At 76.1% G+C, this 25,753-nt stretch carries 30 protein-coding genes; 16 read left to right on the top strand and 14 right to left on the bottom strand.

Annotated elements, in window-relative coordinates:
- Positions 1 to 32 precede the first annotated feature (32 nt).
- Positions 33 to 977, bottom strand: coding sequence for an alpha/beta fold hydrolase (locus tag CLV72_RS16710; RefSeq protein WP_106246824.1), 945 nt, complete (start codon positions 975 to 977; stop codon positions 33 to 35).
- A 63-nt stretch (positions 978 to 1,040) separates the two neighbouring features.
- Positions 1,041 to 1,502 (bottom strand): hypothetical protein, encoded by a 462-nt coding sequence (locus CLV72_RS16705; protein WP_106246822.1) that lies wholly within the window; start codon positions 1,500 to 1,502, stop codon positions 1,041 to 1,043.
- A 131-nt stretch (positions 1,503 to 1,633) separates the two neighbouring features.
- Here CLV72_RS16705 and CLV72_RS16700 point away from each other — a divergent pair, with 131 nt between their 5' ends.
- Complete coding sequence (locus CLV72_RS16700) at positions 1,634 to 2,977, top strand: DUF2252 domain-containing protein (protein WP_106246820.1); 1,344 nt, start codon at positions 1,634 to 1,636, stop codon at positions 2,975 to 2,977.
- 18 nt (positions 2,978 to 2,995) lie between these two features.
- Here the strand turns inward: CLV72_RS16700 and CLV72_RS16695 are convergent, their stop codons facing one another.
- Positions 2,996 to 3,694, bottom strand: coding sequence for a septal ring lytic transglycosylase RlpA family protein (locus CLV72_RS16695; RefSeq protein WP_245930247.1), 699 nt, complete (start codon positions 3,692 to 3,694; stop codon positions 2,996 to 2,998).
- Positions 3,695 to 4,145: 451 nt separating this feature from the next.
- Here CLV72_RS16695 and CLV72_RS16690 point away from each other — a divergent pair, with 451 nt between their 5' ends.
- Genes CLV72_RS16690 through CLV72_RS16680 form a run of 3 tightly spaced genes read left to right on the top strand, consistent with a single transcriptional unit; the run spans position 4,146 to position 6,656 of the window.
- The gene (locus CLV72_RS16690) at positions 4,146 to 5,180 is read left to right on the top strand and encodes a sigma-70 family RNA polymerase sigma factor (protein ID WP_106247123.1); all 1,035 of its coding nucleotides are present in this window, start codon (positions 4,146 to 4,148) and stop codon (positions 5,178 to 5,180) included.
- 50 nt (positions 5,181 to 5,230) lie between these two features.
- Positions 5,231 to 5,872 (top strand): LysE family translocator, encoded by a 642-nt coding sequence (locus CLV72_RS16685; protein ID WP_106246818.1) that lies wholly within the window; start codon positions 5,231 to 5,233, stop codon positions 5,870 to 5,872.
- Positions 5,873 to 5,879: 7 nt separating this feature from the next.
- Positions 5,880 to 6,656: an MOSC domain-containing protein gene (locus CLV72_RS16680; protein WP_106246816.1), complete on the top strand. Its 777-nt coding sequence runs from the start codon at positions 5,880 to 5,882 to the stop codon at positions 6,654 to 6,656.
- 8 nt (positions 6,657 to 6,664) lie between these two features.
- On the opposite strand, the gene CLV72_RS16675 is transcribed toward CLV72_RS16680, so the two are convergent.
- Positions 6,665 to 6,886, bottom strand: coding sequence for a hypothetical protein (locus tag CLV72_RS16675; protein WP_211302914.1), 222 nt, complete (start codon positions 6,884 to 6,886; stop codon positions 6,665 to 6,667).
- 73 nt (positions 6,887 to 6,959) lie between these two features.
- Here CLV72_RS16675 and CLV72_RS16670 point away from each other — a divergent pair, with 73 nt between their 5' ends.
- Positions 6,960 to 7,910: a LysR family transcriptional regulator gene (locus CLV72_RS16670; RefSeq protein ID WP_106246812.1), complete on the top strand. Its 951-nt coding sequence runs from the start codon at positions 6,960 to 6,962 to the stop codon at positions 7,908 to 7,910.
- Here the strand turns inward: CLV72_RS16670 and CLV72_RS16665 are convergent.
- Entirely contained in the window at positions 7,907 to 8,788 is an 882-nt protein-coding gene (locus CLV72_RS16665; protein WP_245930245.1) for an EamA family transporter, read from the bottom strand. The two genes, CLV72_RS16670 and CLV72_RS16665, sit on opposite strands and share 4 nt — an antisense overlap.
- Before the next feature lie 73 nt (positions 8,789 to 8,861).
- Here CLV72_RS16665 and CLV72_RS16660 point away from each other — a divergent pair, with 73 nt between their 5' ends.
- Positions 8,862 to 9,833 carry a LysR family transcriptional regulator gene (locus tag CLV72_RS16660; RefSeq protein WP_106246807.1) on the top strand — a complete coding sequence of 324 codons (972 nt, stop codon included), beginning with the start codon at positions 8,862 to 8,864 and terminating at the stop codon, positions 9,831 to 9,833.
- On the opposite strand, the gene CLV72_RS16655 is transcribed toward CLV72_RS16660, so the two are convergent.
- Positions 9,808 to 10,278, bottom strand: coding sequence for a GNAT family N-acetyltransferase (locus CLV72_RS16655; protein WP_106246805.1), 471 nt, complete (start codon positions 10,276 to 10,278; stop codon positions 9,808 to 9,810). The two genes, CLV72_RS16660 and CLV72_RS16655, sit on opposite strands and share 26 nt — an antisense overlap.
- Positions 10,279 to 10,459: 181 nt before the next feature.
- Complete coding sequence (locus tag CLV72_RS16650; RefSeq protein WP_106246802.1) at positions 10,460 to 11,083, bottom strand: class I SAM-dependent methyltransferase; 624 nt, start codon at positions 11,081 to 11,083, stop codon at positions 10,460 to 10,462.
- A 131-nt stretch (positions 11,084 to 11,214) separates the two neighbouring features.
- Here CLV72_RS16650 and CLV72_RS16645 point away from each other — a divergent pair, with 131 nt between their 5' ends.
- Together CLV72_RS16645 and CLV72_RS16640 are read left to right on the top strand one after the other, a co-directional pair.
- Positions 11,215 to 11,802, top strand: coding sequence for a helix-turn-helix domain-containing protein (locus CLV72_RS16645; protein ID WP_106246799.1), 588 nt, complete (start codon positions 11,215 to 11,217; stop codon positions 11,800 to 11,802).
- A gap of 43 nt (positions 11,803 to 11,845) precedes the next feature.
- Positions 11,846 to 12,622: a maleylpyruvate isomerase family mycothiol-dependent enzyme gene (locus CLV72_RS16640; RefSeq protein ID WP_106246797.1), complete on the top strand. Its 777-nt coding sequence runs from the start codon at positions 11,846 to 11,848 to the stop codon at positions 12,620 to 12,622.
- An 11-nt stretch (positions 12,623 to 12,633) separates the two neighbouring features.
- Here the strand turns inward: CLV72_RS16640 and CLV72_RS32850 are convergent, their stop codons facing one another.
- On the bottom strand, positions 12,634 to 12,981 hold the full coding sequence (locus tag CLV72_RS32850) for a winged helix-turn-helix transcriptional regulator (protein WP_245930244.1): 348 nt from the start codon (positions 12,979 to 12,981) through the stop codon (positions 12,634 to 12,636).
- A 148-nt stretch (positions 12,982 to 13,129) separates the two neighbouring features.
- Here CLV72_RS32850 and CLV72_RS16630 point away from each other — a divergent pair, with 148 nt between their 5' ends.
- Complete coding sequence (locus tag CLV72_RS16630) at positions 13,130 to 14,002, top strand: NAD(P)-dependent oxidoreductase (protein WP_106246793.1); 873 nt, start codon at positions 13,130 to 13,132, stop codon at positions 14,000 to 14,002.
- Positions 14,003 to 14,050: 48 nt separating this feature from the next.
- Here CLV72_RS16630 and CLV72_RS16625 read toward each other — a convergent pair whose 3' ends face one another.
- Positions 14,051 to 14,470, bottom strand: a complete 420-nt coding sequence (locus CLV72_RS16625; RefSeq protein ID WP_106246791.1) for a nitroreductase family deazaflavin-dependent oxidoreductase — start codon at positions 14,468 to 14,470, stop codon at positions 14,051 to 14,053.
- A 95-nt stretch (positions 14,471 to 14,565) separates the two neighbouring features.
- On the opposite strand from CLV72_RS16625, the gene CLV72_RS32255 reads away from it, so the two are divergent.
- Both CLV72_RS32255 and CLV72_RS16620 read left to right on the top strand, forming a co-directional pair.
- Complete coding sequence (locus tag CLV72_RS32255) at positions 14,566 to 14,712, top strand: hypothetical protein (RefSeq protein WP_170141000.1); 147 nt, start codon at positions 14,566 to 14,568, stop codon at positions 14,710 to 14,712.
- 34 nt (positions 14,713 to 14,746) lie between these two features.
- Positions 14,747 to 15,745 (top strand): helix-turn-helix transcriptional regulator, encoded by a 999-nt coding sequence (locus tag CLV72_RS16620; RefSeq protein ID WP_106246788.1) that lies wholly within the window; start codon positions 14,747 to 14,749, stop codon positions 15,743 to 15,745.
- Positions 15,746 to 15,785: 40 nt separating this feature from the next.
- On the opposite strand, the gene CLV72_RS32845 is transcribed toward CLV72_RS16620, so the two are convergent.
- Genes CLV72_RS32845 through CLV72_RS16605 form a run of 3 tightly spaced genes read right to left on the bottom strand, consistent with a single transcriptional unit; the run spans position 15,786 to position 19,982 of the window.
- Complete coding sequence (locus tag CLV72_RS32845) at positions 15,786 to 17,633, bottom strand: DUF998 domain-containing protein (RefSeq protein ID WP_106246786.1); 1,848 nt, start codon at positions 17,631 to 17,633, stop codon at positions 15,786 to 15,788.
- 22 nt (positions 17,634 to 17,655) lie between these two features.
- Positions 17,656 to 19,260 carry a hypothetical protein gene (locus CLV72_RS16610; protein ID WP_146159463.1) on the bottom strand — a complete coding sequence of 535 codons (1,605 nt, stop codon included), beginning with the start codon at positions 19,258 to 19,260 and terminating at the stop codon, positions 17,656 to 17,658.
- Positions 19,242 to 19,982 (bottom strand): ABC transporter ATP-binding protein, encoded by a 741-nt coding sequence (locus CLV72_RS16605; RefSeq protein ID WP_211302910.1) that lies wholly within the window; start codon positions 19,980 to 19,982, stop codon positions 19,242 to 19,244. The genes CLV72_RS16610 and CLV72_RS16605 overlap by 19 nt, the downstream gene beginning before the upstream one ends.
- Positions 19,983 to 20,308: 326 nt before the next feature.
- Here CLV72_RS16605 and CLV72_RS16600 point away from each other — a divergent pair, with 326 nt between their 5' ends.
- The 4 genes from CLV72_RS16600 (at position 20,309) to CLV72_RS16585 (ending at position 23,535) form a co-directional block, all read left to right on the top strand.
- Positions 20,309 to 21,427, top strand: a complete 1,119-nt coding sequence (locus tag CLV72_RS16600; protein WP_106246780.1) for a sensor histidine kinase — start codon at positions 20,309 to 20,311, stop codon at positions 21,425 to 21,427.
- Positions 21,428 to 21,459: 32 nt separating this feature from the next.
- A complete protein-coding gene (locus CLV72_RS16595; RefSeq protein WP_245930243.1) occupies positions 21,460 to 22,182 on the top strand; it encodes a response regulator transcription factor in 723 nt (240 codons plus the stop codon).
- A gap of 106 nt (positions 22,183 to 22,288) precedes the next feature.
- Positions 22,289 to 22,870: a Uma2 family endonuclease gene (locus tag CLV72_RS16590; RefSeq protein ID WP_106246778.1), complete on the top strand. Its 582-nt coding sequence runs from the start codon at positions 22,289 to 22,291 to the stop codon at positions 22,868 to 22,870.
- Positions 22,871 to 22,959: 89 nt separating this feature from the next.
- A complete protein-coding gene (locus CLV72_RS16585; protein WP_106246775.1) occupies positions 22,960 to 23,535 on the top strand; it encodes a dihydrofolate reductase family protein in 576 nt (191 codons plus the stop codon).
- 22 nt (positions 23,536 to 23,557) lie between these two features.
- Here CLV72_RS16585 and CLV72_RS16580 read toward each other — a convergent pair whose 3' ends face one another.
- On the bottom strand, positions 23,558 to 24,328 hold the full coding sequence (locus CLV72_RS16580; RefSeq protein ID WP_245930242.1) for a nucleotidyltransferase domain-containing protein: 771 nt from the start codon (positions 24,326 to 24,328) through the stop codon (positions 23,558 to 23,560).
- A gap of 113 nt (positions 24,329 to 24,441) precedes the next feature.
- Here CLV72_RS16580 and CLV72_RS16575 point away from each other — a divergent pair, with 113 nt between their 5' ends.
- On the top strand, positions 24,442 to 25,059 hold the full coding sequence (locus tag CLV72_RS16575) for a GNAT family N-acetyltransferase (protein WP_106246771.1): 618 nt from the start codon (positions 24,442 to 24,444) through the stop codon (positions 25,057 to 25,059).
- A 10-nt stretch (positions 25,060 to 25,069) separates the two neighbouring features.
- Here CLV72_RS16575 and CLV72_RS16570 read toward each other — a convergent pair whose 3' ends face one another.
- Positions 25,070 to 25,726 (bottom strand): MOSC domain-containing protein, encoded by a 657-nt coding sequence (locus tag CLV72_RS16570; protein ID WP_106246769.1) that lies wholly within the window; start codon positions 25,724 to 25,726, stop codon positions 25,070 to 25,072.
- Between the last annotated feature and the right edge of the window lie 27 nt (positions 25,727 to 25,753).

The following is a 25,753-nucleotide window of genomic DNA, read 5'->3' as shown; positions in this document are numbered from 1 at the left end:
CGGTCCATCCAAGCACCGCCGGGGCGCGCCGCTCAGCCCGCGGCCGCGAGGAAGTCCGCCACCACGGCGGCCACCCGGTCGGGGTCCTCGGCGACCATGGCGTGGCTGGCGTCGGGCAGGTGGTGGCCGCTGAGGAGCGGGACGGCGGCGGCCGTGGCGGCCAGCCGCTCGCGCAGCCAGGCGCGGTAGGCGTCGTAGAGTCCGGCGAAGGGCTCCTGGTGCGGAAGGTTGCGGGTGGCGTGCAGGGCCAGTACCGGCACCCGGGCGTCACGGTAGAGCGCGAACACGTCCAGCTCGCGCAGCGCGCGCTGGATCTGGGCCAGTGTGTCCGGTGCCGGGCGCAGCCGCAGGACCTCGCCCTCGGGGACCAGGTTGCGCTCGGTGGTCGCCGCCCGGGCGTCCCCGGGGAAGGCGCCGCCGCCCAGCGCGGCCTGGCGCTGCTGCTCGATCAGGGCGTCGGCCTGTGCACGGGTCATCGGCGGCGGCCCGGCGCTCATGGCGTCGAAGAGGGCGTGCAGCCGGTCCAGTTCGGCGGCGGCCTGCCCGGGGTCCAGGCCGGGCAGCTGCTCGGGGCGGGTCGGAGTGGGGTTCCCGTCGATGTTCACCGCTCCGGGGCAGTCGGGGGTGCGGCGGGCCCAGTGCGCGGCGGCCATGCCGCCCAGCGACCAGCCGACCACCGCCGGGCGCTCCAGCCGCAGTGCGCCGGCCACGGCGGCGAGGTCGTCGAGCACCGCGTCCCAGTCCCACGGCCCGTCGCCGGAGCGGCCGTGCCCGCGCAGGTCGGGGGTGATGACCCGGTACCGGCCGCGCAGCCGCGCGGCCAGCGGGGTCATCGCCGCCAGGTTGGCGCCGCCGCCGTGCAGCAGCAGGAGCGGCGGCCCGTCGCCGCCGTGGTCGCGGACGGCGATGGGGACGGGTCCGGTGCTGACGACGGTGTCGGTGGCGGGGTGGGGCGCGAAGGGCGCAGGTGCGGTCACGGTGTCTCCGGATCGGGATGGGGGCGGCCGAGCGGTCGCCGGGGAAGGGGGCGGTGGTGGGGCTCAGGCCTTGGCGCGCTCGCGCACCGAGGCGGTGCTCACGCCGCCGTCGGGGTGGCGCTCCAGCCGGCCCCGCACGACGAGGTCGTGCACGAACTGCCTGCTGACGCCGAGCATCGCCCCGGCGGTGGCGTAGGAGACGGAGGCGGCGACCGGATGGCCGACGCGCCGCACCACCACCCGGCCCAGCGGTGTGCGCCACCACTCCGCGGGCGGGTCGAAGGGGCCGTCGTCGGGATACAGCGCCATCAGCAGCCGCATCACGGTGCGCATCGCCGCGTCGTCGTCGCCGCCGAGCAGCTCGCCGGCCCAGCCGGCCGCCTTGCTCGCCGTCCACACGCGCAGCTCCGCCAGGGCGTCGCTCTCGCCGAGCAGGATCTCGGCCGGGTCCAGGACCCGGATCTCGACCTGCCTGACCAGATAGTCGATCAGCTCGGTGCGCGACGGTGCCCGGTTGCCGCCCACGTCTCCTCCTGCGCCGGCGCGGGGCGGGCCTCATGCCCACCGCCTATTGACAGCAAGTGTCAACCTATTGACGCTTCATGTCAATAGACGGTCTTCCGGCGCGTTCCCGGCGGACCGGGCATCATCGGGGCATGGACTCCCTAGCGGACACCCTGCGCACCGACGACACCGCGTCCCGCCGCGAGTGGATCGTCACCACCCTGGTCGAGGCCTTCGAAGTGCTGATGCACGCCGACCCCGGCGCCTTCCGGACCAAGTTCCGCAAGATGGCCGCCGACCCCTTCGCCTTCTACCGGGGCAGCGCCTGCCTCTTCTACGCCGACGTCGCCCGCCTGGACGACCCCTGGGCCGACGAGCGCACCGGCCGCGTGTGGATCCAGGGCGACCTGCACGCCGAGAACTTCGGCACCTACATGGACGGCGAGGGCTCGCTGATCTTCGACGTCAACGACTTCGACGAGGCATACCTCGGCCACTTCACCTGGGACCTCCAGCGCTTCGCCGCCAGCGTGGCGCTGCTGGGCTGGCGCAAGGCCCTGTCGGACGCGGCCATCGACCGGCTGGTGGAGACCTACGCCGCCGCCTACCTCGACCAGGTGCGCTGGTTCGTCGACCAGCCCGACGACCACGCCTACTCGCTGCGGCTGGGCACCACCGAGGGCGCCGTGCACCGCGTGCTCCAGCAGACCCGGCTGCGCACCCGGCTCACCCTGCTCAACGCCCTCACCGAGACCGAGGGCTTCGACCGGCGCTTCCGCGAGGCGCCGGGCGTGCGGCGGCTGGACCGCGCCGAGCACGACGCCGTGTGCGCGGCCTTCGCCGGCTACCTGGACAGCATCCCCGAGCACAAGCGCTTCCGCGGCGTCGCCTACGACGTCAAGGACGTGGTGGGTGTCGGCGGCTTCGGCATCGGCAGCGCCGGGCTGCCCGCCTACAGCGTGCTGATCGAGGGCTTCAACGAGGCGCTGGACAACGACATCGTGCTCTCGATGAAGATGGGCAACATCGCCGCGCCCAGCCGCGTGGTCACCGACCCGCGCATCGCCGGCTACTTCGCCCACCACGGCCACCGCACCGCCGTGTCGCAGCGCGCCCTGCAGGCGCACGCCGACCCGCTGCTCGGCCACACCGAACTGGACGGGATCGGCTACGTCGTCAGCGAGGTCTCCCCCTACCAGAGCGATCTGGACTGGAGCGAGCTGACCGAGCCCGGCGAGATCGCCCCGGTGCTGGACTACCTGGGCCGGGCCACCGCCAAGGCGCACTGCGTGTCGGACTCCGACTCCGACCAGACCCTGGTCGGCTTCCAGACCGAGGAGGCGATCGAGTCCCGGCTGCGCGGGCACGAGCGGGAGTTCACCGCCTGGCTGGTGGAGTTCGCCCGCGACTACGCCGCCGCGGCGCGCGAGGACCACCGACTGTTCGTCGAGGCCTTCCGCAATGACGAGATCCCCGGCGTGCGGTCCACCGCCTGAGCGGCGCCCCGGGCGCCCTCACTCCTCGACGATCGCCCACTCCACGTCGACCACGCCCTGGTCCAGGGAGGCGATCTCCTCGAAGGCGGCCGTGGACAGGTCCAGGCAGCGGCCGTCGATGTAGGGGCCGCGGTCGTTGATGCGCACGATCACCGACCGCCCGTTGTCGGGGTTGGTGACCTGCACGCGGGTGTCGAAGGGCAGGGTGCGGTGGGCCGCCGTCATCGCGGTCGGGTCGAAGGTCTCACCGCTGGCGGTGGGCTGCGGGTCGCCGTAGCTGGACGCCTCGCAGCTGCCGCCGCCCGAGGTCGTCACGGCCTCGCCGCCGGAGTCCCCGGCGTCCCCGCCCGAGCCGCCGCCGGAGCCGCCGGACTCCTCCGACGGCTCCTCGGGGCTCGGCTCGGGCGCGGCCAGCCGCGCGGAGGCGTCGCTCGCGGCGCCGGCGCCCAGGTCCTCGGCGGGCGGCGCCGACGGGGACGGCGAGGGCGCGGCCGAGGGCGGCGCCGTCTCCTGGGACGCGCGGGTCGGCGAGGGCTCGGCGGAGGCGGCCGGGGCCGTCTCGGGCGCCAGCGCCTCGGCCACCACGGCCGTCGGCTCGACGCCCCGGTCGGCCAGCACGGCGGCGGTGCCGACGCCGGCGGCGACCAGCCCGACCAGCAGTACGGCGATGACGGTGCGCGCCCGGCGGCGCGGGCGGCGCAGGCGGTGGTTGCCCACGGGATGTCCTTCGATGGGGGATGTTCGGGGCCGGCGGCGGGCCGGCCGCCACGGGGGTGCGGCCGGCCCGCCCGCAGGCGGCCCGGAGGCGCGGGGGCGCGGTTCCGGGACGGCGGGGGCGGCCTGGGAGCGGTTCGGCGCCGGGGGCAGGAGGCGCGACGCGCCGCTGGGGGCCGCGGCGAACACCCTGGTCGGATGGTCGGATACGGCCGTGACCGACGGTAATGCATAACAAGGGGATAACGGGACCCTTTGCTGGGCTTTCGTTTACCCGGGAGCCGCCGGGCGGTCCGGCGGCGGACGCCTCCGCGCGCCCGCAGGCCCGTACCGGTGGGCGAAGCGCTCACCTGCACCGACACGCGGGAACGGGCGCATGTGGCATTCCTCACGGCGGGCGCGCGCCGGCGGCCGGAGGCTGTCGGAGGGGGCGGCTACCGTGGGGGTCATGTCGATGAACTCCCAGGTCACCCCGGTCGACCTGGCCGCCCCCGACCGGTCGGGCCCTGACGGCGCCGCCGACTTCCCCCGGCTGGCCGACCCCTACCGGCACGAACTGCTCGCGCACTGCTACCGCATGGTGGGCTCCCTCCACGACGCGGAGGACCTGGTCCAGGAGACCTACCTGCGCGCCTGGCGCGGGTACGCCGGCTTCGAGGGCCGTTCGTCGCTGCGCACCTGGCTGTACCGGATCGCCACCACCGTCTGCCTCACCGCGCTGGGCCGGCGCGCCCGGCGGCCGCTGCCCACCGGCCTGGGCCAGCCCGGCTCCGACGCCGCCGACCCCCTGGTCGAGCGCGCCGAGCTGCCATGGCTGGAGCCGGTCCCCGACGCCCTCGTCGGCGCGGGCTCCGGCGGCCCGGCCGATCCCGCCTCGGTCGTCACCGAGCGTGAGAGCGTGCGGCTGGCCCTGGTGGCCGCGCTCCAGCACCTCCCGCCCCGCCAGCGGGCCGTGCTCATCCTGCGCGACGTGCTCAAGTGGCGGGCCGCCGAGGTCGCCGACCTGCTCGACACCAGTACCGCGGCCGTCAACAGCGCGCTGCAGCGGGCCCGCGGCCACCTCGCCGTGGTCGGCCCCACCGAGGACGGCACCGCCGAGCCCTCCGCCGCCCGCCAGCGCGAGCAGATCGACCGGTACGCCGCCGCCTTCGAGCGCAAGGACGTCGCCGGGATCGTCCGGCTGCTCACCGACGACGTCGTGTGGGAGATGCCGCCCTACGCCAACTGGTACCGCGGCTCCGACCAGGTCGCCACCCACCTGCGCGATCGCTGCCCGGGCGGGCCCGGCGACTTCTGGGTCCTGCGCACCGCCGCCAACGGCCAGCCCGCGCTGGCCCTGTACCTGCGCGGCCCCGGCGGCGCCTACCGGCCCTTCCTGCTGCAGGTCCTCGCCTTCAGCGGCTCCGGCCGCATCTCGCGCGTGGTGAACTTCATGGACGTCCGGCTCTTCGCCGCCTTCGGCCTGCCCGAGGAGCGCCCGCCGCGCTGACGGCGGTACCCGAACCGCGCAAATCGGGCGGCCGCGTGCTTGGATGGAGCATGGTCTCCCCCGACCGGCTGCTCGCCTTCGCCGCCATGTCCTTCCTGCTGATCATCGTGCCCGGCCCCAGCGTGCTGTTCGTGGTCGGACGGGCGCTGGCGCAGGGGCGCCGCGCCGCGCTGACCACCGTCGCGGGCAACACCCTGGGCGCCTACGCGCTGGTCGTGGTGGTGGCGGTGGGGATCGGCCCGATCGTGGAGCGCTCGGCCGTGGTCTTCACCGCGCTGAAGCTCGCGGGCGCCGCGTACCTGGTGTACCTCGGCGTCAAGGCGCTGCGCGAGCGCGGCGCGCCCCAGGCCGCCGTGCCCGGCGGCGGCGCCCCCGCGCACGGCGGCCTGCGCACCCTGCGCGAGGGCTTCGTGGTCGGGGTGACCAATCCCAAGACCGTCGTCTTCTTCGCCGCCGTGCTGCCGCAGTTCACCGATCCCGCCCAGGGCCACGCCGTGGCGCAGATGCTGCTGCTCGGCCTGGTGTTCAACCTGATCGCGGTGGTCGCCGACAGCATGTGGGGGCTGGCCGCGGCCACCGCCCGCGGCTGGTTCACCGGCTCGCCCCGGCGGCTCTCGCTGGTCGGCGGGGCGGGCGGCCTGACCATGATCGGACTCGGCGTCACGGTCGCCGTGACAGGACACAAGGAGTAGTACGCACATGTCCGCTGCGCACCAGGCGCCGCCGCCCTTCCGGGGCTCGCTGGCGCGGCTGTACCGGTGGCCGGTGAAGTCGCTGCGCGGCGAGGCCGTGCCCGAGGCCGCGCTGGACGCGGCCGGGCTGGCCGGCGACCGCGCCTACACCCTGCTCGACGAGCGGCCGAACCGCGAGGAGGCCGTGCTGACGGTGCGGCAGCGCCCGGCGATGCTGCACTGGGCCGCCGCCTACCCGCCCGGCCCCGCGCCGTCGGGGCCGCCGGTGGTGACCGGACCCGACGGCACCCGCTACGGCTGGGAGGACCCCACGCTGGCCGAGGCGCTGGCGGCCGGGCTGGACCTGCCGCTGCGGCTGGGCGCCGCCCTGCGCCACCAGGACCGGCCCGGCACCGTGCTGGTCACGACGGAGTCCTCCCGGGCCGCCCTGGAGGCCGAACTCGGCGCGCCGGTGGACCTGCTGCGCTTCCGCCCCAACCTGCACCTGGCCTTGGACGCCCCGGCCTTCGACGAGGAGACCTGGGGGCCGGGCACCGTGCTCACCATCGGTGCGGCCGTGCTGGAGACGGGCGGTGAGAGCACCGGGCCGTGCGTGCGCTGCGCCGTGCCCAGCTGGGACCCGCGCGGCGAGCGGCGCTGGCCGGAGCTTCAGTCGTGGGTCATCTCGCGGCACGACAACCTCTTCGGCACCATCATGCAGGTGACCCGGGCGGGCGTGGTCCGCGTCGGCGATCCCGTCACCCTCCAGCCGGCCGCCGACCTGGACACGGCCGGGCAGGTCTAGGCGCGCCGCTAGCCGTCGGCGGGCGGGGCGCCGCAGGCGATGGGTGCGGGCCAGGCGCCGCCCAGGCGGCGCACCTGGAGGCGGCCGCAGGCGCAGCGGGTGTAGACGAGCGTGCCGGTGGAGGTGGAGTGCCGGGACACGACCTCGAAGGGCTGGTCCTCGGGCCAGCCGCACCGGGCGCAGGCGCCCGGCCTCGGGGTGGGCATGGGATCGGGCTGGACTGTTGCCATGCCTCCAGTCTGGGCGGGGCGACCGTTCAGGTCCATCGCAAGTTTCTGTACCGGATCGTGTAGCCTCGGCTACATGATCGATCTCCGGCGGCTCCAGGCGCTCCGCGTCCTGCACCAGCACGGCACGGTCACCGCCGCGGCCCAGGCCCTGCACCTCACCCCCTCGGCCGTCTCCCAGCAGATCCGGCTGCTCTCCCAGGAGCTGGGGGTGGAGCTGCTGCGCCGCGAGGGGCGCCGGGTGCACCTCACCCCGGCGGCGCGCACCCTGCTCGACCACGCCGACCTGCTGCAGGCCCAGTGGGAGCTGGCCCGCGCCGACCTGGACGCCCACACCGAGGGCGGCCTCGGTGAGCTGCGGATCGCCAGCTTCCCCACCGGGCTGGCCTCCTTCGTCGCCCCGGCCGCGCTGCGGCTGCGCGCCGAGCACCCGCGGCTGGCGGTGCGGATGTCCGAGGTCGAGATCCGCGGCTGCTTCGACCGGCTGCTCTCCGGCGACGTCGACATCGCGGTGCTGGTGCCGCTGCCCGGAACCCCGCCGCCCGACGATCCCCGGTTCCGGCAGTTCCCGCTGTGGGCCGACCCGCAGGACCTGATCGTCCCGGCCGGGCACCCGCTGGCGGCGCGCCCGTCGGTGGCGCTGGCCGAGGCCGCCTACGAGCCGTGGATCGCCGCCCCCGACACCGTGGACTGCCACCAGGAGATCATGGTCGCCTGCGCCACGGCCGGGTTCACCCCGAGGATCGTGCACGAGGTCCAGGAGTGGAACGCCATCGCCTCCCTGGTCGCGCACGGCTTCGGCGTCTGCCTGATGCCCAGGCTCGCCCCGATCCTGCCCAGCCTCGACGTGGTGCGCGTCCCGCTGCACGGCGTGCCCACCCCCTCGCGGCACTTCCTGGCCTGTGTGCGCCGGGGCAGCGAGCGCCGGCCCGCCATCGCCCACGGCCTGGCCGCCCTGCACGCGGTGGCCGCCGGCCTGGAGACCTCCGCGCCCGTCCCCGCCGAGGCGGCCCCGGCCGGCGTCTAGCGGCCGCGCCGCCCCGTCCAGGCCACCGCGCCGCTGGAGGCGGCCACCACGCAGCCGACCGCCAGCCACTGCCGCAGCGTCAGGAACTCCCCCAGCACCACCAGCGCCGCGCAGGCGCCGACGGCCGGCTCCAGGCTCTCCAGTACGCCGACCACCCGGGGTGGCAGGCGGCGCAGCGCGGCAAGGTCCAGCGCGTAGGGCAGCACCGCCGAGAGCACGGCCACGCCGAGCCCGGCCGCAAGAACGCCGGGGCGCAGCAGCGCGGCACCGCCGTCGGCGATGCCGAAAGGCAGCGTGAGCAGCGCCGCCCACACCACCGCGAGCGCCAGCACCGAGCCGTCGGCGGCGCGCGCTCCGGCCCGGCGGCTGAACAGCAGGTAGGCGCCCATGGCCGCGCCGGAGGCCAGCGCGAGCGCGACCCCGGCCGGCGGCAGCTCCGATCCCCCGCCGCCCCACGGGACGGCGAACAGGGCGAGGCCCAGGGCGGCCAGCGCGGCCCAGCCGAGGTCCGCACGGCGCCGCGAGCCCAGCAGCGCGACGGTCAGCGGCCCCAGGAGCTGCAAGGTCACCGCGACCCCGACCGGCAGGAAGACCAGCGCGGGGTAGACCAGGTTCATGCCGGCGATCGCCGTGCCGAAGCCCACCGCCAGGCCGGCCGCCCGCGCCGTGCGGGGCGGCCGCGGGCGGTAGAGGGCGCACAGCACCAGCGCGGCCAGCCCCAGGCGCAGCGCGGCCACGCCCATCGGCCCGACCTCGCCGAACAGCAGCTTGCCGAAGGACTGGCCCAGCTGGACGCTGAGCACGCTGCCCAGCACCAGCCAGGCCGCCGAGCGCGGCGGCGCGCCGGAGCGGGTGGCGGTCACGCGGTCAGTGGGCACCTCCGCAGTCTGCGGGCAGCGGACCATGAAGGTCCATCGCTGATCTCCGAAGGAAATCGTGTAGCGTTCCTGCATGGTCGACCTGGACCGGCTGCACGTGCTGCGGATGCTCTACCGCCACGGCACCGTCACGGCGGCCGCCGACGCCCTGCACCTGACGCCGTCGGCGGTCTCGCAGCAGATGCGCGCCCTCGCCGCCGAACTCGGCGTCGGCCTGCTCGAACGCGACGGCCGCCGGGTGCGGCTCACCCCGGCCGCGCACATCCTGCTGGGCCACGCCGACCTGCTCCAGGCGCAGTGGGAGGAGGCCCGCGCCGACCTCGACGCTCACAGCGGCGCGGCCGCCGGGCGGCTGCGGCTGGCGAGCTTCGCCACCGGCGTCGCCTCGTTCCTCGCCCCGGCGGCGGCCCGGCTGCGCGGCGAGCACCCCCGGCTGGCGGTGGAGCTGACCGAGGCCGAGACGACCGACTGCTTCGACCTGCTGCTGGCCAAGGAGACCGATATCGCGGTGGTGGTGCCGCTGCCCGGCACCCCCTCGGCCGACGACCGGCGCTTCGTCCGGCGGCCGCTGCTGGACGACCCGCAGGACCTGCTGGTGCCCGTCGGTCACCGCCTGGCCGGCCGGGAGCCCGTCGAACTGGCCGAGGCGGCGGACGAGAGCTGGATCGCGGCGCCGGACCGGCTCGACCACCACCAGCTGATCCTGGCGGCCTGCGCCACCGCCGGGTTCACCCCGCGCATCGAGCACCGCGTGCAGGAGTGGAACGCCATCTCCATGCTGGTCACCCACGGTCTGGGCGTGTGCCTGATGCCCCGGCTGGCGCCGGTGCCCGCCGACCGGTCCGTGGTGCGGATCCCGCTGCGCGGCGAGCCCGCGCCCTCCCGGCGCTTCCTGGCCTGCGTGCGGCGGGGCAGTGAGCGGCAGCCCGCCGTCGCGGCCGGGCTGGCCGCGCTGCGCCAGGTCGCCGAGGAGCGCGCCGCCCGCTCCGGCGGCCGGCTCGCGGACCAGCGCCGGCCCGTCAGCCCCGGTCGATGCGGAGCTTGAAGCCCACGTGGGTCGGGGCGAAGCCCAGGCGCTGGTAGAAGCGGTGCGCGTCGGCGCGGCTCGCATTGGACGTGAGCTGGACGAGGCCGCAGCCGCGCCGCGCCGCCTCGTCGATCGCCCACCGCACCAGGCGGGCGCCCAGACCGGTGCCGCGCATGTCGGCGTGCACGCGGACGGCCTCGATCTGGGCGCGGGTGGTGGCGGTGAGCGACAGGCCGGCGATCACGGTGAGCTGGAGGGTGCCGACCACCCGGCCCGCCGCCTCGGCGACCACCAGCAGCTGGTCAGGGCTGGCCGCCATCGCGCGGAAGGCGGCGCGGTAGGGCGCCAGGTCGCCGGGGGTCTCCCGGGTGGCGCCGAGCGCGTCGTCGGCCAGCAGCGCGACGATCGCCGGCACGTCGTCTTCGACGGCCGGCCGGATTGTCGCGGTCGAGGTGTCGGACATGGCCTCCCCCAGGTCGGCGTGCGCCGTCCAGCCTGGCAGACGCGGTCGAGCGGTGGCGACCGGGGGCGGCGGTGGACAGGTCCACCGACGCGGAACCGGCCGCCGCGGCTCCCCGCGGCGGCCGCGGCCCGAAGCCCGCACCGCGCCCCTCCCGCCCGGCGCCGCCGTGGCGATCGGCGGGTCAGGGGCGCCGGCGGGCGCGCAGGACGGCGTCGTGGATGGTGACCGTGCGGCCGCCGTGGCCGGCTTCCCGGGACCGGGTCTCGGCGACGGCGAGGTCCCAGCGCCCGGGATCGAGGCCCGCCGCCAGCTCCGCCGTGGTGACGTGCGCCCCGGTCACCGGGCGGTGCGGCCCGGCGCTGTGCGCCTCGGCGTGGTCGTGGCCGACGACCAGCAGGGTGCCGCCCGGGGCGACCGCCGCGGCCAGCCGGCCGAGCAGCCGCTCCATCGGTTCCACCGTGTGCACGTAGTGGGTGGAGACCAGGTCGAAGCGGCCCTCGGGCGGCGTCCACGCGGTCAGGTCGGCGCGCACCCAGTCGATCCGGCCCGCCACCTCGGCGCCGAGGGCGTCGGCGCGCTCGCGCGCACGCGCCAGCGCGGTGGCGGAGACGTCCACCGCCGTCACCCGCCAGCCGCGTGCAGCGAGCCACGCGGCGTCGGCGCCCTCGCCGCAGCCGGCGTCCAGCGCCGCGCCGGGCGCCAGGTCGGCCGCCTCCGCGAGCAGCTGCGGGTTGGGCCGCCCATGGGCGGCGCCGTGGCCGCGGTAGCGCTCTTCCCAGTACTCCTCGTCGAAGTCCTTTGACACGATGCTCTTCCTTCCAGGGTTCACCGGCCGCGGCGCCGCGGGACACGGCGGCTCAGGGCCGTCCGGTGACGACTGTGCGGCCACGGCCGCCAACACTGCAAGTTCTGTTGCCGATCTGGCAAAATGGTGGGATGGACGACGACCTCGACGCGGCGCTCGGCGCCGTCGGCCCCCGGCTGCGCGCGCTGCGCCGGGAGCGCGAGACCACGCTGGCCGAGCTCTCCGCGGCCACCGGCATCTCGGTGAGCACCCTGTCCCGGCTGGAGTCGGGTGCCCGCCGGCCCAATCTCGAACTGCTGCTCCCACTGGCCAGGGCGCACGGCGTCGCGCTGGACGAGCTCGTGGGCGCCCCGCCCACCGGGGACCCGCGCATCCACCTGCGCCCGGTCACCCGCGGCGGTATGACGATGCTGCCGCTCACGCGGCGGGCCGGCGGCATCCAGGCGTACAAGCTGGTGATCCCCGCCTCCAGTTCCCGGCGGGAGCCCCACCCGCAGACCCACGAGGGCTACGAGTGGCTCTACGTGCTCAACGGCCGGCTGCGGCTGGTGCTGGGCGAGCGCGACCTGGTGCTCACCCCGGGCGAGGCGGCGGAGTTCGACACCCGCGTCCCGCACTGGTTCGGCGCCGCCGACGGCGAGGCGGTCGAGTTCCTCAGCCTCTTCGGCAGCCAGGGCGAACGCGCGCACCTGCGCGCCCGCCCCGCGGCCAAGCGCTGAGCCGCCCCTGTCCGCGGGCGGAGCGCTTTGGCAGACTGCCCGCATGGACATCGCCGGACGCGTCGACGCGCTGCGCCGCGAGGGGCGGCTGCTGGCCGACGCGGCCGAAGGGCTCGATCCGGCCGCCCCGGTGCCGACCTGTCCCGGCTGGGTGCTGCGCGAGCTGCTGCTGCACCTGGGCGGCGTGCACCGCTGGGCGGCGGCGCACGTGCGCGAGCGGCGCACCGAGCCGCTGCTGCTGGCGCGCGCCGAGGACATCGAGCCCGATCCGCCCGGCGACGCCGGCCTGGTCGCCTGGTTCCGCGCCGGGCACAGCGCCCTGGTGGCGGAGCTCTCGGCGGCCCGGCCCGAGCTGGAGTGCTGGACCTTCCTGCCCGCGCCCTCGCCGCTGGACTTCTGGTCGCGCCGCCAGCTGCACGAGACGGCCGTGCACCGCGCCGACGTGTACGCCGCGGCGGCCGCCCCCGTCGAGTACCCGACCGGGCTGGCGCTGGACGGTGTCGAGGAGATCCTGACCGGTTTCGCCGCGCGCCGCCGGTCCCGGCTGCCCGGCGAGGCCCCGCGCACCCTGCTGCTGACCGCGCTGGACGCCCCCGTCCGCTGGCGGGTGCGCGTCGGCCCCGAGGGCAACGCGGCGGTGCGCGAGGACGGCGCGGCGCCGGACGAGCCGCCGGGGCCCGGCGGCTGCGCCGTGCGCGCCCGTGCCGCCGAGCTCTACCTGCTGCTGTGGAACCGGCGCGGCGCCGAGGGGCTGGACGTGCGCGGCGACGCCGGGCTGCTGGCCGACTGGCGCGCCTCGGTGCGGGTGCGCTGGAGCTGAGTCGCCGCCCCTCAGTCGCGCGGGATGGCCTCGATCGTCTCCATGTGCACCTCGCCCCACTCCCCGAGCGGGATCAGGGCGGTGTTCAGCGAGTCGCCGAAGGAGGTGAGCGAGTAGACGACCTTCGGCGGCACCTGCTCGTGCACCTTCCGGTCGACCAGCCCGGCCTTCTCCATCTCGCGCAGCTGCTGGATCAGCATCTTCTCGCTGATGCCGGCGACCCGGCGGCGCAGCTCGCCGAAGCGCCTGGGGCCGTGGTGCAGCTCCCACAGCAGCAGCGCCTTCCACTTGCCGCCGACCACGTCGACGGCGGCGTCCAACCCGCAGGAGTACTGCCGCTTCTTCACCGCGTCCTCCACAAACGAAAAGGTAAGTACCCTACAAAATAGTAGGTACTTGTCCGAAAGTCTGCACTGCCACCAGCATGGACACGTCCCCGCCGCACGGCGGGGACGCGGTGCGGCGGGGACGTCCCGCGCACCGCAGCCGACTGGGACGGAGCGGACAATGACGGACGAGCGCACGCCGGTGACGGTCATCGGCCTGGGCGCGATGGGCCGGGCGCTGGCCGGCGCCTTCCTCGACAGCGGGCACCCCACCACCGTGTGGAACCGCAGCCCCGGCCGCGCCGACGCCCTCGCCGCTCGCGGCGCCGCCGTGGCGGCCACGGCCGCCGAGGCGGTCACCGCGAGCCCGCTGGTGGTGGTCTGCCTGCTCGACGACGCCAGCGTGCACCAGGTGCTCGACCCGGTCGCGAGCACGCTGACCGGGCGCACGCTGGTGAACCTCACCAACGGCACCCCCGCGCAGGCGCGCGAGACCGCCGACTGGGCGGCCTGGCACGCCGCCGACTACCTCGACGGCGGCATCATGGCGACGCCGCCGCTGATCGGGAGGCCCGAGGGCTTCATCCTCTACAGCGGCTCGCGCACCGCCTTCGACGCCCACGAGCGGACGCTGGCCGCGCTGGCCAGGCCCAGCTACCTGCACAGCGACCCCGGCCGCGCCGCCCTGTACGACCTGGCGCTGCTCAGCGGGATGTACGGCATGTTCGGCGGCGTCTACCACGCCCTGGCGCTGGTTCGCTCGGAGCGGGTGCCCGCCAAGGAGTTCGCCCCGCTGCTGGAGGCATGGCTCACCGCCATGCTCCCGGCGCTGCACATCGACGCCGCGGGCGCCGACTCCGGCGAGCGCACCGACGCCGACGCGAGCATCGCGATGCAGGCCACCGGCTACGTGAACCTGCTGGACACCAGCCGGGCCCAGGGCGTCAGCACCGAGATGGTCGAGGCGATGGGCGCGCTGCTGAACCGCGCCGTCGCGGAGGACACCTCCGACCTGGTGGGCCTGCTCGCCGCCGAGCGCGCGCCCGCGAAGTGAGCCGCGCCGGGCGCGCCGCCGGGAGTCGCGGGCGGCGCGCCCGGTCGTTCAGGCGCGGCGCAGCACCACCACCGGGATCTCGCGCTCGGTCGCGGCCTGGTGGTCGGCGATGAACGGCTGCTCCGCGAGCACCGCCGCGTACACCCGCTTCCGCCGCTCCCCCGACGGCACCTCGGCCGTCGCCGCGAAGCGCTCGCCGTCCAACTCCACCGCCACCTCTGGATGCTCCACCAGGTTGCGGAACCAGTCGGGATGGTCCGGGGCGCCCCGGTTCGAAGCGATCACCACCAGGTCCCCGCCGTGGCGGACGTAGCCCAGCGGCACGGTGTGCTCCCGGCCGGTGCGCGCGCCCGAGGTGGTGAGCAGCAGCAGCCGGAATCCGGGCAGCGTCTCGGTCAGCCGTCCCGCCGCCGCCCGGTACTCCGCGACGACCCGCTCGTTGAACGCCTGCTGGTCCTTGATGTCCATATCGCCGAGCCTTCCAGCGGAAGCTGACAACCGGTGTCAGGTACAGGTGCGCCGATCGCCTGCGCGCGGGCGGGCGTGCTGGGAGACTGCGGACCGTGACGGAGACCGGGGACGTCGGTGCGTACGACGCCGATGACGACGACGAGGAACTGGTCCGCCCGGTGCTCGAAAGGATGGCCGATCCGGCTCCGGGGATCCCGATGGAGCAGGTCATCGCCGAGTTCACGGCGGAGCGGGACTGAAGCGGGTCCGGGCGCCCCCGGCTAGTCTCGGGCCATGCGTGCCGGCCGCCTGCTCTCGATCCTGATGCTGCTGCAGGCGCGCGGCGGGATGACGGCGCGGCAGCTGGCCGAGGAGTTGGGCGTGTCGCTGCGCACGGTGTACCGCGACGTGGAGGCGCTGAGCGAGGCCGGGGTGCCGGTGTATGCCGACCGGGGGCCGGCGGGCGGGTACCGGCTCGTCGACGGCTACCGCACCCGGCTGACCGGGATGACCAGCGACGAGGCCGAGTCGCTCTTCCTCACCGGGATGCCGGGACCCGCGGCGGAGCTGGGGCTCGGCGGAGTGCTGGCCGGGGCCGAGCGCAAGCTGATGGCCGCCCTCCCCGCCGAGCTGCGCGAGCGCGCCGGACGGGTCCGCGAGCGCTTCCACCTGGACCCCACCGGCTGGTTCCGGGCGGCCGACGAGGTGCCGCACCTGGCCGCCGTCGCGGGAGCCGTGTGGGAGCAGCGCGAGGTCGAGATCCGCTACGAGCGCTGGAAGCGGCCCCGCGAGGTGGTGCGGCGGGTGCGCCCGCTGGGGATCGTGCTGAAGGCGGGTGCCTGGTACCTGCTGGCGCTGACCGGCGGCGAGGTGCGCACCTACCGGGTGTCCAAGGTGCTCACCGCGCATGTCCTGGACGAGCGCTTCGAGCGCCCGCCCGGCTTCGACCTGGCCGCCGCCTGGAGCGCGTGGGCGGCCCGCTTCGAGGCCGGCGTGCTGGTCGGCGAGGCCGAGCTGCGGATCTCCCCGCGCGGGCTGATGATGCTCGGCTTCCACTTCGGCGAGCGCATCGCCGCCGCCGCCCAGGCCAATGCCGGCCCGCCCGACGCCGACGGGTGGGTGCGCACGGTCATCCCGACCGAGAACATCAACGTCGCCCACCACGACATGCTGCGGCTGGGCGAGGACGCCGAGGTGCTCGGCCCGCCCGAGCTGCGCGAGCGCATGGCCGCCACCGCCCGCGCCTACGCCGCCCGCTACCTGGCCGACCGGTCCGTCCCGGCCGGCCCCTGACGCCGGGCGGGCCGGCGACCGTGCCCGCCCGGCCGCCGGCTCAGGACTCCCGCGCCGGGCGCCGCAGCGTCCTGGCGGCCAGGACGGCGAAGAAGGCCCAGCCCGTGCCCAGGGCCAGCTTCTGGTACAGGCCGCCCAGGTGGGCGTAGTCCCCGGCCGCGATGATGAAGCCGGCGAAGGCCAGGCCGCTGGCGACCGCGTAGACCGCCCAGCCCCACCCCGAGCCCCGGGCGAACACGAAGCAGGCCAGCACCAGCGCGACGAAGGCCGCCACACCGACCACGTCGTGCGCGATACCGGTGGGAGTGACGGCGGCCAGCGGCCCGGGCGGGGTGCCCGGCGGGTACCAGCCGATCGGGTCGCCGGGGAACACCCCGCTCAGCACGATGCCGACCCCGTGCACGGCGACCAGCGGCGGCCCCCACAGCGATCCGGGCCCGGGCCGCAGCGCCCGCCGCAGCCCGACCGCGAAGGCCGGCGCCAGCACGCCCCACACCAGGAAGTTCACCGTCTGCACCCAGCCGCCGGGACCCAGCGCGAGCGAGCTGACCGGCTGCTGGAGCGGGTCGTAGCCGGGGCGCACCGCACCCTGCACCAGGAAGGCCGCGACGAACAGCGGCGCCCCGACGGCCCCGCACATCAGCAGCGCCCGGGTGAGCCGCCCCCGGTCGGGCGACGGCGCCGGGCGCACCGGCCGGCCGGCGTCCCGATAGACCAGGCGGCGCAGCAGCGCCTCGGCCGGGCCGCGCCGCCCGGCCCGCTCCAGCGCCCAGGCCAGTGCGGCCCCGGCCGCCCACACCGCGGCGCCCGCCAGCGCCGCGCCCGCCGAGTGCAGGTACGCGCCCAGGCCCAGGCCCAGCGGGCCCAGCAGCAGCGCCAGCGCGAGCGACAGGAACAGGTAGCAGCTCAGCGAGCGCTTGCCCACCGCCGCCAGCACCCGGGCCGCCGCGGCACGCTCCACGCCGGGCCGCGCGCCCACCAGCCCGAACAGGGCGGCGTAGCCCAGGCCGCCGGCCGCCCCGGTGAGGACGTGCACCCCGCTCAGCAGTCCCGTCACCGCCGGCTCCGGCTGCCACAGGCCCGCGCCGACCAGGGCCAGCGGCACCGCGCCGAGCACCGAGACCGGCAGGCAGACGGCGGCCGTGCGGCGCAGGGCCGCCCGGTGCTCGCCCGGCCGGTCCAGCATGCCGCGGCGGCCCGCCCACGCGCCCAGCAGGACCATGACCGGCACCGGGAAGCCGAACAGCGTCGAGAGCAGGCCGAAGGGGTAGCCGAACAGCCGCGCGAGCAGCGGCTCCGCCAGGACCCCCGGGCTGAATCCGGTCGCGTCCGCGTGCAGCACGGTGGCCGTGGCGAGGCCGTAGGCCACGCTCAGCACCGCCAGCACCGGGGCCAGCACGCACGCGGCCACCAGCGGCGCCCGCTCCGACCGCAGCAGCAGCCAGGCGGTGAGCAGCCCGGCCAGCCCGTAGGGGCCCAGGATCTCCGGCGGGAACACCAGCACGCCGTGCACGAGCCCGAACAGCAGCAGGTAGCCGTGGCGGCGCCGCAGCAGCCGCCGGACGCCCTTGTCCGGGGTGCCGTTCGCCCGCTGCCGCGCCACCAGCACGGCCAGGCCGTAGCCGAACAGCGCGGCGAACATCGGGTAGGCGCGGTTGTCGAGCAGCAGCAGCTCCGCGAAGCGCACGGCGGCGTCCAGCGGGCCGCCGCCCTCGGGGTGGTTGAGCACACCGGGCGCGGTCGCGGACAGGTACAGCGGGGCGTAGGCGAGCGCGATCAGCAGCAGCATCGCACCCCGAGCCAGGTCCGGCGCAAGGGAGCGCTCGGAGTCCGTCACCGGCCCCCGCGCAGGGGTGTCCGGGGGTGCCGCGTCGGGCGGGGCGGTCATCGGTCGTCGTCCTCTCATCGGTTCAGACGGGTGCGGTCAGCGCGGCGAGCAGTTCGGGGCCCCGTTCGGCCAGCCGCCGATGCGCCGCCCGGCCCAGCAGCACCGCGGCCGCCGCCCCGATCGCGGCGCCGGCCGCGACCCCGGCCCACACGGCGAAGGGCAGGCCGCCCAGGGTGCCCAGGGCGACCAGCGCGGCCGGGGGCAGCGCCGTCAGCCACAGCAGCGGGTGGAACAGGTGCCGGGCGAGCCCGGCGCGGGCGCCGGCGGGGCCCGGGTGGGAGAACCCGCCGGTGGCGCCGCCCTCCGCGCCGATGGCGTGCCCGGCCGCGACGGAGTACCACACGACCAGCCCCGAGCCGGCGCCGAGCATCGCGGGCAGCACCGCCACCAGGTAGGGCCGGGCCGCCGCGGTCACCTCCCCGCCCACCTCGGGCGGCAGCACGAAGGCGACGGCACCGAGCAGCACCGCGATCGGCGTGAACACCGCCAGCCAGGCGAACTGGCGGCCGCGCACCTCGGCGCGCTCACTGCCCGGGGTGACCAGGGTGTGCCACAGCGCGCTGCCGTCGAAGCCGAACAGGTTCGCCGACTCCTTGGCCGCGACGGCGACGGCGAGCGGCGCGACGATCGGCACCAGGTAGGGCCAGTCCACCGCGAAGGCGGCGATGACGGGGATGGCCGCCGTGCCGACGACGGCGACCACGATGATGTGCATCCCGGTGTCGCGCTGCCAGCTCCGCAGCGCCCGCACGGCGGCCGCCGAGGCGGCCGACCAGGCGAGCGGGCGGGCAGCCGCGCGGCGGCGGGCCCGGGCCCGCAGCCGGCCCGCGACGGCCCGCGCGCCCAGCTCGCGGCGGAGCAGCACCGCCCACAGGCCCAGCAGGGCGGCGTCGAGCAGCGCCAGCCCGGCCAGCCCGCCCGCCGCCGCGGCCCAGTCGGCGCGGGCCGCGCCCAGCACCGCGAGCGGACCCCAGCCCGGCGGCGCCAGCAGCAGCCAGCCGGGCAGTTCAGGGCCGGCGCCCTCGGCCAGCCGGACGGCGAAGCCCAACGCGTACGGCCAGCCCATCAGCCCCGCGGTGAGACCGACACCGATCAGCACACTGACCAGCAGCGGGACCAGGTCCATGCCCAGGCGGGTGCGCAGCGCCGCCCCCGCGGCCGAAGCGACGGCCCGGCAGGCCAGCAGCACCAGCGCCGTCTGCAGCGGCACCGCGGCCAGCGCGACCGCCAGCGGCCCCGGGCCCAACCCGGCCCCCCACACCGCCAGCGAGCAGAACGCGAGCAGGGCGAGCGCCGCGGGGACGCCCGCCGCGGCCGCCGCCAGCAGCCCGGCCGCCAGCCGCCAGGCCGGCAGCGGCAGCAGCGCGAAGTAGCCGGGACGCAGCGTCGTGTCGGTGCCCAGCACGAAGGGGCCCAGCGCCCAGCCCAGCGTCCACAGCGCGAAGGCCCCCGCGAGCAGCCGGGCGCTCGCCTCGGGGGCGCCCAGGTCGGGCAGGGCCGCCAGCACCGTGGCCGCCGCCGCGAGCAGGCCCGCGGCGCCGCCCGCCACCGCGCGCACCGCCCGCCAGCCCGTCCAGCCGTTGCGCAGCACCGCGTACTTCATCCGGATCAGGACGAGACCAGCCACAGCAGCCCCTCCTCCCCGCCGGTGCGCTCGCCGACGATGTCCACGAAGCGCTCCTCCAGGCTGCGGCCGCCGCGCACCTCATCCACCGGGCCCGAGGCGACCACGCGCCCGCCGGTGATGACGGCGACGTGGTCGCAGACCGCCTCCACCAGCGCCATCACATGGCTGGACATCACCACCGCGCCGCCCGAGGCGACGAAGCGGCGCAGGATCGCCCGGACGGTCAGCGCCGACACCGGGTCGACCGCCTCGAAGGGCTCGTCCAGCACCAGCAGCCGGGGCGCGTGCAGCAGCGCGGTGGCCAGACCCAGCTTCTTGCGCATCCCGGCGGAGTAGTCGATCACCAGGGTCCGCTCGGCCCCCGCCAACTCCAGGACGTCCAGCAGCTCCTCGGTGCGGTCGGCCACGGTCCCCCGGCCCAGGCCGCGCAGCAGCCCGAGGTAGTGCAGCAGCTCGCGGCCGGTCAGCCGCTCGGGCAGCAGCAGGCCGTCGGGCAGCACCCCGAGCAGGGTCTTGGCGCGCACCGGGTCCGACCACACGTCGGCGCCGCAGACCCGCGCCGTCCCGGCGTCGGGGCGCAGCAGCCCGACCGCCATGGACAGGGTGGTGGTCTTCCCGGCGCCGTTCGGCCCGACCAGGCCGTAGCAGCTGCCGGGCGGCACGCTCAGGCTCACCCCGTCGGCCGCGACGGTCGCGCCGAACGCCTTGCGCAGGCCCGACATCTCCAGGGCGGGTTCCACGCCCACCTCCGCTCGCCTCGGCGCGACGCCCCCGGCGGCCGCCGCGCGGACCCGGCCGGGCCCGCCGACAGCCTCGCCGCGCGTGCCCGGCCCGCGCGTCGGCCGGACGGCCACGCCCGCCCGACCGAAGTCGCGGGCCGGCGACCAAGGTCGCGGCACCGTCGACCTTCGGCCACTGCCGGGGCGGCCGGACGTCGGTAGCCTGGCGGCGCACGGCGCCGGACGGAGGGAGCGGTGGGCTGAGCGGGCACGGTGCGGAGACGGCGCGCGGCGGCGCGCGCGAGCGGTGGCTGGACCTCGGCTGCGTCGTGCTGGCCGCGACGCTCGGCGTGGCCTTCCTGCTCAACGTGGACGGCGGCGTCCCTACGGGCTGGGCGCTGGCCATGGAGCTGGGCCTGGGCCTGATCGCCTGCCTGGCGCTGCTGGTGCGCCGCCGCTGGCCGGTGTGGCTGGCCCTGGCCGAGCTGGTGCTGATGACGGTGTCGGTCGTCGGCTGGGCGGCGGCCGGCGCGGCCGTGTACACCGTGGCCGCCCACCGGCCGCCGCGGTACACCGCCGCGGTGGTGGCCTGCTACCTGCCGGCGCTGGCCTTCTACATCTTCGCCTTCCACGCCTACGCCGTTCCGGCCGCCACCGGCTCCTTCTGGGCCACGCTGCTGACCACGCTGCTCGAACTGGCCGTGGTGGTCGGCGGCGGCCTGCTGGTGCGCTCGCGGCGGCTGCTGATGGAGAGCCTGCGCGAGCGCGCCCACCAGGGCGAGGAGCGGCAGCGGCTGCGGCTGGAGGAGGCCCGCCGCCAGGAGCGGGAGCGGATCGCCCGCGAGATGCACGACGTGCTCGCCCACCGCATCTCACTGCTGGCCATGCACGCCGGGGCGCTGGAGTTCCGCCCCGACGCTCCCCCCGCCGACGTGGAGCGGGCCGCCGGGGTGATCCGGTCCTGCGCCTACGACGCGCTGGAGGACCTGCGCGAGGTGATCGGGGTGCTGCGCGCCGAGGACGGCACCGGCGCCGAGCGGGGCCGCCGCCCCCAGCCGGTCCTGGCCGACCTGGACGAGCTGGTCGCGGAGTCGCGCGGCGCGGGCATGCGGCTCAGCCTGCTCCGCGAGCTCGACGACGCCGCGTCCGTGCCCGCCGCGATCGGCCGGCACGCCTACCGGGTGGTCCAGGAAGGGCTCACCAACGCCCGCAAGCACGCCCCGGCCGCGTCCGTGCGCGTCGGCGTGACCGGCGGCCCGGGTGAGGGCCTGGCCGTGGAGATCCGCAACTCCCTGCCGCCCGGCACCGCCGCCGCCGAGATCCCCGGCGCGGGAGCCGGCCTGGTCGGCCTGCGCGAACGCCTGGAACTGGCCGGCGGCACCATCGAGCACGGCCGCACCCCCGACGGCGACTTCCGGCTGCGCGGCTGGCTCCCGTGGCCCGGCTGACCGGGCCGCCCGCGGGCGCGGGGGCCGGTAGCGTGGCCGGCGTGAACGCTCCGATCCGGGTGCTGGTGGCCGATGACGACCCGCTGGTGCGCTCGGCGCTGGGCATGATGCTGGCCGCAGCGGGCGACGTCGCCGTGGTGGCCGAGGCCGCCGACGGCGCCGAGGCCGTCGCGGCGGCCAACGAGCACCGCCCCGGAGTGGTGCTGATGGACATCCGGATGCCCCGCGTCGACGGCCTGGCCGCCACCGCGCGGCTGCGTGCCCGCCCCGGCGGCCCCGAGGTCATCGTGCTCACCACCTTCGACTCCGACGACCACGTCCTGGGCGCGCTGCGCGCGGGCGCCAGCGGCTTCCTGCTCAAGCACACCCCGCCACCAGAGATCCTGCGCGCCATCCGCCTGGTCGCCGCCGGAGAGCCGATGCTCTCCCCCGAGGTGCTGCGCCGGATGATGTCCCTGCTGGGAACCAGTACCGGCGCCAAGGGAGCCGGCGCCCGCCCCGAGGACCCCGCCGCCCGCCGCCGCACCCGGGCCCGCGCCGCCCTGGACTCACTCAGCCCGGGCGAACGCGAGGTCGCCCTGCTCGTCGGCCAGGGCCGCACCAACGGCGAGGTCGGCACCGAACTCGGCGTCAGCGTCGCCACCGTCAAGGCCCACGTCTCCCGCCTGCTCACCAAGCTCGACCTCAACAACCGCGTCCAGGTCGCCCTGCTGGTCCACGACGCGGACCTGGACGACGGCACGGCGGCGGATTGATGAACCCGAGCTCGCGAAGACGGCACATTGTCATCGCCGCCCACCATGCCTGCCGCTAACCTGGGCACGAACGCGCTTCTAGGTCCCGACCAGCCAGGGAGGGGTTATGACCGCCGAGCCGTTGCCCGATTGGTTCTTCCCACCGCCTGGCGGCTGGACCGCTGAGGACCTGGACCGACTGCCACCGGAAGCTCCGGACCACATTGAGTTGATCGATGGAGCGCTTGTCGTGATGTCGCCGCACCGCACCTTCCACTCGCGCGTCATGTGGCGGCTGGCCGCCGCCCTGGACGCGGCGGCGCCCGTCGGCGTCGGGGTGGACATCGAGGTGACGGTCCGCCTTGCCAAGCGCCAGCGGCCGGAGCCTGATGTCGTGGTTTTCACCGAGCGCCGTCCCGAGGAGGCCAACCGCACCTACCACCTGCCCGAAGAAGTCCTCCTGGTGATCGAGATCGTTTCGGCCGAGTCGGAGGAGCGCGACCGCGAGACGAAGCCGCTGAAGTACGCCAAGGCGGGCATCCGCCACTTCTGGCGGATCGAGGAGGAGGAGCACGACCGCCCGGCCGTGTACGTGTACGAGCTCGACGCCGCGACCGAGCGCTACGTGCCCACCGCGATCGTGCGGGACCGGCTCAAGCTCGATGTACCGTTCCCGCTGGACATCGACGTGGCCGCCCTCTTCCCCTGACCTGGTCGAGCCGGACTGCGTCCGGTGTCACCCCGGGACGCCAGACTGGTGGCCGTCCGGTGAGGCACGGTCGACCGAGGAGGAGTCCCATGGGCAAGGTGGTCTTCGACATGAGCATGTCGCTGGACGGGTACGTCATGGCGACCGGCGCCACCCCGGACGAACCGCTCGGCAAGGGCGGCGACCGGCTGCACGAGTGGGCGATGGAGGCCGACGCCGCCGGCCGCGAGCTGCTGGACGCCTCCGTCGCGAACGCGGGCGCCTTCATCGGCGGCCGCCGGACCTACGACGACTCGATCCGCTGGTGGGGCGCTGACGGGCCGACCGGAGCCGCGCGCTTGCCGCTGTTCGTCGTCACCCACCAGGCGCCCGAGGAGTCACCTGACAACGGGGTCTACACCTTCGTGACCGACGGGATCGAGAGCGCGCTGCGGCAGGCGAGGGAGACCGCCGGCGGCAAGGACGTCTACGTGATGGGCGGCCCGGACGTCGGGAGCCAGTTCGTCAAGGCGGGGCTGGTCGACGAGATCGGGGTCCACCTGGTCCCCGTGGTGTTCGGCGGCGGCGTCCGGCTCCTCGACCTCGACGCGCACCTCCAGCTGGAGGTGGCCCAGGTGATCGACACCCCCCAGGCCACGCACCTGCGCTACCGCGTCGTGAAGTGAGGCCGCACCGCCCGCGCGGGGGTCAGTCCGGCACGCCCGCGTCGCGGAAGGCGTCCTCGATCAGGGCGCCGGCCGCGTCGACGGCCGCGGTGAGGGCGGCGGGCTCCGGGCCCATCCGGGCGACGGCGTCGTCCACCGCCCGCAGCCCGGCCCGCTCCAGCAGGGTCTTCTCGTTGGTGACCCACGCGCCGCGTGCGGCGAGGACGGCGTGCGCCGCCTGCGCGGCGGCGGTGGCCACCGTGCCGGCCGTCTCGGTGCGGCGGCCGTGCGCGGCGTGCCCGGCCCGGGCGTAGGCGAGGGTGAGGCGGGCGGTGTCGCGCCAGTGCACGGCGGCGGCGCGCCGCAGCGCGGGCGGGTAGTCCGGCCGGGGCAGCTCGCCGTGCAGCACCCGGCTGAGGGCCAGTTCGCCGACGATGAGGTAGCTGGGGATGCCCGCCAGGTGGAACATCAGCGGCTCCCTGTGGAAGCGGCCCGCCTCGGCCTCGGCGATCTCGTGCTCGACCGCGGCGAGCTCGCGGTAGTGCACGTCGACGCGGCGGCCGTCGACGGTCAGCCACGCGCCGCCGTTGAACACGCCGCCGCCCCAGCCGCCGATCTCGGCCACCTCCCCCGGCCAGCCCAGCGCCCGCAGGTCGGCCGGGTCGAAGCCGGCGCGGTAGTAGACGGCCAGGTCCCAGTCGCTGTCGGGGCGGTGGGTGCCCTGGGCGCGCGAGCCGCCGAGGGTGACCGCGCGCACGCCGGGCAGCCCGGCCAGCCGCTCGGTGACATGGGTGAGGAAGGTCGGGTCGTCCACGGTGCACCTGGTTCTCGTCACGGGGGTGGGGTGCGGCCCCAGGCGGGCCGGCGGCCCGTCCCGGACGCCGAAAGCTGTTGTGGGAGCCCTCCCATAGGCGCCAGAGTGATCACATGACATGTGAGATCCGGCCGTACCGGCCCTCGGACCGGGACGCCCTCTACGACATCTGCGTGCGGACCGGGCACGAAGGCGGCGACGCACGCGGCATGTACGGCGACGACGACCTGCTGCCCAGCATCTTCGCGGGGCCGTACGCCTACCTGGAGCCCGAACTGGTCTTCGTGGCCGACAACGGCGAGCGGGCGGTCGGCTACATCCTGGGCACCGCCGACACGGCGGCCTTCGCCAAGCGCTTCCGGGAGGAGTGGCTGCCCGGGGTGGCCGAGCGCTTCCCGGCGCCGCGGGACCCGGCCACCCCCGCCGAGCACATGGCCGACCTGATGCACCATCCCGAGCGGATGGTCAGAACGGAGCTGGTGGACGGCGGCTACCCGGCGCACCTGCACATCGACCTGCTCCCCGACTACCAGCGCTCCGGCCTCGGCCGCGCGCTGATGACCCGCTTCCTGGCCGCCCTGGCCGAGCGCGGCGTCCCGGCCGTGCACCTGTCGATGCTCACCGCCAACACCGCCGCCCGCGCCTTCTACGACCGGGTCGGCTTCCACGAGCTGACGGTGCCCGACCCGGGGCCGCTCACCTTCCTCGGCCGCGCGACCGGCACCGCCTGAGCGCACCGGCTCAGGCGGGGTCGAGTTCGACCGGCACCCGGCGGAGCACGCGGGCGCGCACGTCGGCGGTGAGGTCGTCGGCGGCCAGCAGACCGGGCAGCAGTTCGGGCCGCAGGGTGAGGGCCTGGAACACCATGGCGACGGTGACCTCGTGGTCGGGGCGGTGCTCGACCACCACGGGATCGCCCGCGCGGATCGTGCCGGCTTCCAGCACCCGCAGGTAGGCGCCGGGCAGCGCCCGCCGGGTGAAGGTCTTCACCCAGCCCTGGCGCTCCATCCAGGCGGCGAAGGTCTTGCACGGCGTGCGCGGGTCGGTGACCTGGAGCAGCAGGTCGGCGCCGATCCGCCACCGCTCGCCGACGCGGGCGCCGCAGACGTCCAGGCCCGAGGTGGTGAGGTTCTCGCCGAAGGCCCCCGAGGGCAGCCGGGTGCCGAGTTCGCGCTCCCAGCCGTCGAGGTCCTCGCGGGCGTAGGCGTAGACGGCCTGGTCGGCGCCGCCGTGGTGCTCGGTGTCGCAGATCTCGTCCCCGGCCACCCCGCTGCGGCCCGCGCCGGGCGCGCTGATCGCCACCGGGCCCTCGACGGGCCGCTTGTCGATGCCGCTGCGCCCGCTCTTGGCCGCGATGGGCCGCGCCGTCCCGGCGTTCACTGACAGTACATGTGCCACACGGCGACCGTAGACCGCCGCGGGCCC

It is taken from the genome of Allonocardiopsis opalescens, from assembly GCF_003002095.1.
Classification (GTDB): domain Bacteria; phylum Actinomycetota; class Actinomycetes; order Streptosporangiales; family Streptosporangiaceae; genus Allonocardiopsis; species Allonocardiopsis opalescens.
Note: the sequence above shows the minus strand (reverse complement) of the source record. Positions and strands in the feature narration are given on the sequence as shown.